The organism is Buttiauxella warmboldiae (assembly GCF_003818135.1).
Lineage (GTDB): Bacteria > Pseudomonadota > Gammaproteobacteria > Enterobacterales > Enterobacteriaceae > Buttiauxella > Buttiauxella warmboldiae.
In genome coordinates, this window is sequence record NZ_RPOH01000020.1 from 1 (window position 1) to 6,758 (window position 6,758).

A 6,758-nucleotide genomic window follows, 5' to 3' on the forward strand; every position below is an offset into this window, starting at 1 on the left:
TTGCAGAGATAGCTATAGGTATAGGTGAACGGAAAACCTGCGAAGCTCACAGATCTCACCCTGATAGATTGCCAGAGTGAAGTGCAAGTTATGTATAAGAGACTGCCCCGCTGGGGGAAACTCAGACGGCAAACTCCTTCGCCAGCCGGCTGACACCCAGCCCGTTTACCTTTTTAACCTTAATCTGCACCGGAATACGCTCTTTCATCGCTTCGACATGGCTGATGACGCCGATGGTTTTGCCGCTTGCGTTAAGCGTGTCGAGCGCATCCAGCGCGGTATCCAGCGTTTCAGCATCCAGGGTGCCAAAACCTTCATCCAGAAATAGCGAGTCGATACGCGTTTTATGACTCACCAGGTCGGAGAGCGCCAGCGCCAGCGCGAGGCTGACCAGGAAGCTTTCACCGCCGGACAGCGTGCGGGTGTCACGTACCGCGTCAGCCTGCCAGGTGTCCACTACCTGCAACTCCAGCGCTTCACTGTCTTTGCGCTGCAGCAAATAACGCCCGTGCAAACGGTTGAGCTGGTTATTCGCCAGCCAAACCAGGTTATCGAGCGTCAGCCCCTGAGCAAACTTGCGGAATTTATCGCCTTCTTTCGAGCCAATTAATGCGTTGAGGTAGCCCCAGTCTTCCACCTGCTGCTGGCATTCAATAATGGATTGCATCAGCCCCTGCTGGCGCTGGCGGTTTTCCGCGTCATGCCGGAGCTGTTGCTGGAGTTGCCCCTGCTGAGTGGTGTTTTCGCGCAGCTGTTGATGACAGTGCGCAAGCTGCTGTTGCAGCACGCTGAGTTCTGCATCGGCAGCCAGGGATTCCGGGCGCGCGCAATGGTGCTGCGTAAGCGCTTTTTCAGCCTGCTGGCACAGCGCGCTTTGTTGCTGTTGCTGCTGCTCAAGCTGCCGTTTTTTCTGCTCGAGCTGCTGGCGTTCGGCCTCATCTAATAATGCCGCCTGGAACGTTGCCACATCGGTAAACGGGCTGGCTGCAAGCGCTGCCAGGAAGTGCTCGTTGGCCTGAGCCAGGCGTTTTTCTTCCTGCAGGCGCTGCTGCTGCACGGTCTGCCACTGGCTTTCCAGCGCAATACAGTCGCTATGCAGGCGATGCCAGTTTTGCAATGCGCTAGTCTGCTCGCTTTCCGGTAACGGGGCGGGGGTGCTGCCGTCGTCTGGTAGCGCGTTAAGCAGATTTTCCAGCGTGGCCAGCTGCTGCTGTATATGAGGCCGCTGTTCATGGTGCTGCTGCCATTGCTGGAATTCCTGCTGGCGCTCGGCCAGCCAGCTATTTTCTTCACCCAGAGGTGGGTGTTGCAGGGCGACATTTTCCAGCGCGCCGTTCAGGGTTTCGCGCTGTGCGGCCACCTCAGCGGCAAGCTTGTCGTATTGCTGCTGCCCCTGGGATTGTTGTTCCTCCAGCACGATGCGCTGGCTGAGCTGATGCAGCTGCTGTTCGCGTTGCTCCTCGCCTTCCAGCCACGCCTGCAGATCGTCTTCCGGCTTCAGCGTCAGCTGCAGCCCGGCGCACAGCTGCTGCCAGCGTAAACGCAGCGTGCTTTCTTCTTCGTGCAGCGAACTGATGGCGGCAAGCAGCTTTTCGCACTGTTTGCGCTGGGTATCGAGCTGGCCTTTAATGGCGGAGCCTGCCTCTGCAAGGTGCGCCACTTCAAGTTTTAATGCCGCGAGCCGCTGCTGATTTTCACCGGGTTGTATCGCCTGGTAATCAGCAACAGCCGGGTGCTGCGTGGAGCCGCATAGCGGGCAAGGTCGATCGGGCTGCAGCCGGGCACGTTCAGCCTCAAGGCTGACGATACGCGCTTCCAGCTCGCATATTTTCTCCAGATCGCTTTCATGCTGGCGGCGTTCTTTATATTGCTGACGCCTGAGCCGCAGCTGCGCATCGCCTTCGCTAATTTGCTGCTCAAGAGTTACAAGTTCTTGTTGCTGCTGGATTTTGTTCCTGATTAGTGAACAAATCTGCGGCTGTAGGGTGGCAAGCTGCTGGCGCTGGGGGCGTGCGGCAATCGTCTCTTGTAAATGAGCACTGACTTCATCCGCGGTAAGAGAGCGTTCTGGCACAGACAGCAGGGCGAGCTTGTTCCGACAGGCGTCGATGTCGCATTGCAGGGTTTGTAATTGCGCAGCATCGCGCAATTGCTGACCGAATGCCATACGCCAGCCCGCCAGTTCTGCACCCCACAGGCGAAAACGGTCATGGGCTTTCAGCCACTCCTCAAGCTGGGCGTTTTGCCGGGTGAGCTTTGTCGCCTGCATTGCCGCTGCGAGCCGTGTCTGCTGGCGGCGCACCTGAATCTGAAGTAAGCGAGTATTCACTTCTTCGCTTTGAAGGCGGGTGGTTTGCAGCGTAGCTTGAAGTTCCTGCAGGCGCTGCCAGTCAGGGCGCAATTTTTCAGCCGGCTGCGCGCATATTAATTTCTCTAATTGCGGCGCGGCTTCTGCTATGGCGCGCGTTGCCGCACTCAATGCCTGTTCAGCCTGCATATGGTTCTGCGTAAGCTGCGCATTCTGGCTTAGCCACTGCTGCTGCTGCTGAAGTTTAAGCTGTTCGGCAAGCTGGGCTTTTTCTGCAAGAGTAAGCGCCTGCAAACTCTCCGAAAGCTGCTGGCGTTGCTCTTCGCTTAATAGCGCTACGCCCGCCGCCTGAGCCTGCAGTTGCTCCAGCTGGCCGCGCATATTTTTGTGATTTTCAAAGACTGCCGCCGAAACGGTGCCGTAAATTTCGGTTCCGGTGAGCTCTTCAAGCAGCGAGGCGCGATCGTTGGCATCAGCATTTAAAAAGGCGGCAAACTGCCCCTGGGAGAGCATCATTGAACGGGTGAAACGGTCATAATCCAGCCCGGTCAATTTAGCCGTCATCTCGAGCTTATCTTTAACCTTATCGGCGACTATCTTGCCGCTCGCCACTTCAGCAAGTTCTACGCGCGGGGCTTGCAGATTGCCGTTTGCCGCGTTGCGCGCGCGGTTCTGGCTCCAGAATGCGCGCCAGGCGACGCCCCTGACTTCAAACTCTACCTCAGCCAGGCATTCGGCGGTGTCGCGCGTCATCAGATCGTTTTGCGACTGTGAGACGGTATTGAGACGTGGGGTTTTGTGATAAAGCGCAAGGCAGATCGCATCCAGCAGCGTGGTTTTCCCGGCGCCGGTTGGCCCGGTTATCGCAAATAAGCCGTTGCTGGCGAAGGGCTCGCTGGTGAAATCAATTTTCCATTCTCCTTTCAGCGAGTTGAGGTTTTTTAACCGCAGGCTAAGGATTTTCATGCCCGATCCTCCGTATCATGCAGGCTCGCCACCGTCTGGGCGAACAGAGTGCGTAAACGTTGGGCGCGCTCTTCCGTGGTCTCTTCCTGCGCCAGGCGGCGCTCAAAAACCTCTTCAACCGTCAGTTCACTGAGCGTTTCTTTATGCTGTCGGGCAATTACGCGTTCGCGCTGCTCCCGGCTGCGGCGTAACAGCACCACTTCAACAGGCAGCGTTGCGGTGAGCTGTTGGATATGGCGCTGCATATCATGCAGATATTCATCGGTGGCAATTTCAATATCCAGCCACACTTTTGGCTCTGCGGGGGCATCGCGCCACTGGTTAAGCTGCTGCTCGATTTCGCTAAGCGAGCCTTTGATCACCGCCAGCGGCTGGCTAACCGGAACCGTTAGCGGGGTGACCTGGTGAAGTTTGCCTGCGGCAAACTCCACCAGGTAGACGCTTTTGTTCTTGCCGGTTTCATCAAAGCTTAACGGGATCGGTGAGCCGCTGTAACGAATATGGTCGCTGCCGCCAATCAGCTGTGCACGGTGAATATGACCCAGCGCAATATAGTCGGCTGGTGGGAAATGCTGCGCCGGGAAGGCATCAAGGGTGCCGATATAGATATCGCGTACCGCATCGCTTTTGGTCACGCCGACGGTAGTTAAATGTCCGGTGGCAATAATGGGCAGCTTCTGGTTAGCGCGTAATGCACAGGCGGCGCGATGACACTGCTGATAATGTTCACTGATGGCCTCCATCAGCGAACGCTGTTTTTCATGGCCGGAGAGACCCGCCTGGCTGCTTTGAATATCGCGCGGGCGCAGAAACGGGATCGGGCAGAGAATGGCGCCGGGCAGGCCTGCTTTGGTCTTGAGAACTATCGCTTGTTGGCTGGCATCATGGCGTGCGCTGGCAATCACGTAAGTCCTCAGGCACGCCATCAGCTCACGGGATTCGTTGAGCGTGGCGACGGAGTCATGATTGCCCGCCAGCACCACCAGCGAACAGCCGGTCGCCTGAAGCTGCACCACAAAACGGTTGTACAGTTCGCGTGCATAGCTCGGCGGCGAGCCGGTATCGAAAATATCGCCTGCGACAACGATCGCATCCACATCATGTTCAACGACTGCTTGCAGTAGCCACTCAAGAAAAGCCTGATGCTCAGGCCCTCGGCTTTTGGTATAAAAATTTTGACCCAGATGCCAGTCCGATGTGTGAATAATGCGCATTACCTGTCCTGTGGCTTACCAGCGAGGCCCCGATTATAAGGGGGCGGAGGAAAAACGGCATATTTCTCTGTGTCATAATTCAAGATTATCAGCCACCGGGCGGTTATTTTTTTCATAAATCTGTCATAAATCTGACGCATAATGGCCGCGCATTGAAACCACAATAATTATTCCTTGAGCAGGGCGAATCATGGCGAAGCGTATTTTAGTCGTAGAAGATGAAGCTCCAATCCGTGAGATGGTGAGCTTTGTGCTCGAGCAAAACGGTTTTCAGCCTGTAGAAGCGGAAGATTATGACAGTGCAGTGAATATGCTGATCGAGCCTTTTCCAGACCTGATCTTGCTGGACTGGATGTTACCCGGCGGTTCGGGCATTCAGTTTATCAAGCACCTGAAACGTGAAGTATTGACGCGTGAAATACCGGTAATGATGTTGACCGCGCGTGGAGAAGAAGAAGATCGCGTACGGGGCCTTGAAGTCGGGGCAGATGACTATATTACCAAACCGTTTTCTCCTAAGGAGCTGGTGGCCCGCATTAAAGCGGTGATGCGCCGTATTTCTCCCATGGCGGTGGAAGAGGTGATTGAGATGCAAGGGCTAAGCCTTGATCCGTCGTCGCACCGCGTCATGACCGGTGAAAACCCCTTAGATATGGGGCCGACAGAGTTTAAGCTACTACATTTCTTTATGACGCACCCGGAGCGGGTGTATAGTCGCGAACAATTGCTTAATCATGTATGGGGCACCAACGTATATGTCGAAGACCGAACAGTGGATGTACATATTCGGCGATTACGCAAAGCGCTCGAACATAGCGGACACGATCGCATGGTACAAACGGTACGCGGTACGGGTTATCGGTTCTCAACCCGCTTTTAATTCCTTGTCAGGAGAGTAACGCGTGCTCGAAAGGTTGTCATGGAAAACGCTGGTGATGGAGCTGGTGCTCTGTTGCCTGCCCGCTGTTATTTTAGGCCTTATTTTCGGCCACCTGGCGTGGTTTTTATTGCTGGCAGTCACGGGGCTGCTGGTTTGGCATTTCTGGAATTTGCTGCGTTTATCGTGGTGGCTGTGGGTGGATCGCAGCATGACGCCACCGCCAGGGAGCGGGAGCTGGGACCCGCTACTGTACGGCCTGCATCAGATGCAGCTGCGTAATAAAAAGCGCCGTAAAGAGTTAGGCAATCTGATTAAGCGTTTTCGTAGCGGGGCGGAATCGCTGCCCGATGCGGTGGTACTGATCACCGAAGAAGGGACGATTTTCTGGTGTAACGGGCTGGCGCAACAGCTGTTAGGGTTACGCTGGCCAGACGATAACGGGCAGAATATCCTTAACCTGCTGCGTTACCCGGAATTTACCCGCTACCTGGCGCAAAAGGAGTTCTCACGTCCGTTGATGCTGGTGCTCAATACCGGCCGCCATCTTGAATTTCGCGTGATGCGCTACAGTGACGAACAGTGGCTGCTGGTGGCGCGTGACGTCACTCAGATGCACCAGCTTGAAGGGGCGCGCCGTAATTTCTTCGCCAACGTCAGCCATGAACTGCGGACGCCGCTAACGGTGCTGCAGGGCTATCTGGAAATGATGCAGGACCAGGCGCTGGAAGGGCCGCTGCGGGAGAAAGCGCTCGGCACTATGCGTGAACAAACTTCGCGTATGGAAGGGATGGTTAAGCAACTGCTGACGCTGTCAAAAATTGAAGCGGCTCCGGCGATGCTGCTCAATGAAAAGATTGATGTACCGCTGATGCTCCGGGTGGTGGAGCGTGAAGCGCAAACCCTGAGCCAGCAACGGCAGACGCTACAGTTCGATATCGACCCCACGCTAAAAGTCTTTGGCAACGATGAACTGCTGCGCAGCGCGATTTCTAACCTTGTTTATAATGCCGTCAACCATACGCCGGAAGGCACGCATATTAAGGTGAGCTGGCAACGGGTTGCGGGCGGGGTAAGTTTTCGCGTAGAGGACAGCGGACCGGGCATTGAAGCGCAGCATATTCCGCGCCTGACGGAGCGTTTCTACCGGGTTGATAAAGCCCGCTCACGACAAACGGGCGGTAGCGGGCTTGGTCTTGCGATTGTGAAACATGCGTTAAGCCACCACGATGCGCGTCTGGATATTGAAAGCCAGCCAGGTAAAGGTTCAGCCTTTTACTTTACGCTGCCGGAACGGCTGATCGTAAATGAAAAAGTCGCGCTCGCGGAATAGCTTAGTCACGCGGTGTAAAAATAACTTTCCACAGGCCAGCGTTCTGGCCTGTGTTTTTTT

At 55.5% G+C, this 6,758-nt stretch carries 4 protein-coding genes; 2 read left to right on the forward strand and 2 right to left on the reverse strand.

Annotated elements, in window-relative coordinates; translation table 11 throughout:
• Positions 1 to 121: 121 nt before the first annotated feature.
• Positions 122 to 3,274 (reverse strand): exonuclease subunit SbcC, encoded by a 3,153-nt coding sequence (gene sbcC / locus EHN07_RS06075; protein ID WP_124023288.1) that lies wholly within the window; start codon positions 3,272 to 3,274, stop codon positions 122 to 124.
• Positions 3,271 to 4,488 (reverse strand): exonuclease subunit SbcD, encoded by a 1,218-nt coding sequence (gene sbcD / locus EHN07_RS06080; RefSeq protein ID WP_124023289.1) that lies wholly within the window; start codon positions 4,486 to 4,488, stop codon positions 3,271 to 3,273. The genes sbcC and sbcD overlap by 4 nt, the downstream gene beginning before the upstream one ends.
• Before the next feature lie 190 nt (positions 4,489 to 4,678).
• On the opposite strand from sbcD, the gene phoB reads away from it, so the two are divergent.
• Entirely contained in the window at positions 4,679 to 5,368 is a 690-nt protein-coding gene (gene phoB / locus EHN07_RS06085) for a phosphate response regulator transcription factor PhoB (RefSeq protein WP_124023290.1), read from the forward strand.
• Between the two features lie 22 nt (positions 5,369 to 5,390).
• Positions 5,391 to 6,698 carry a phosphate regulon sensor histidine kinase PhoR gene (gene phoR / locus EHN07_RS06090; RefSeq protein WP_124023291.1) on the forward strand — a complete coding sequence of 436 codons (1,308 nt, stop codon included), beginning with the start codon at positions 5,391 to 5,393 and terminating at the stop codon, positions 6,696 to 6,698.
• Positions 6,699 to 6,758: the final 60 nt, after the last annotated feature.

Bases quoted from the DNA above. Each gene is read 5' to 3' on its own strand.
- phoB (WP_124023290.1), top strand. From the start codon at position 4,679: ATGGCGAAGCGTATTTTAGTCGTAGAAGATGAAGCTCCAATCCGTGAG.
- sbcD (WP_124023289.1), bottom strand. From the start codon at position 4,488: ATGCGCATTATTCACACATCGGACTGGCATCTGGGTCAAAATTTTTAT.
- sbcC (WP_124023288.1), bottom strand. From the start codon at position 3,274: ATGAAAATCCTTAGCCTGCGGTTAAAAAACCTCAACTCGCTGAAAGGA.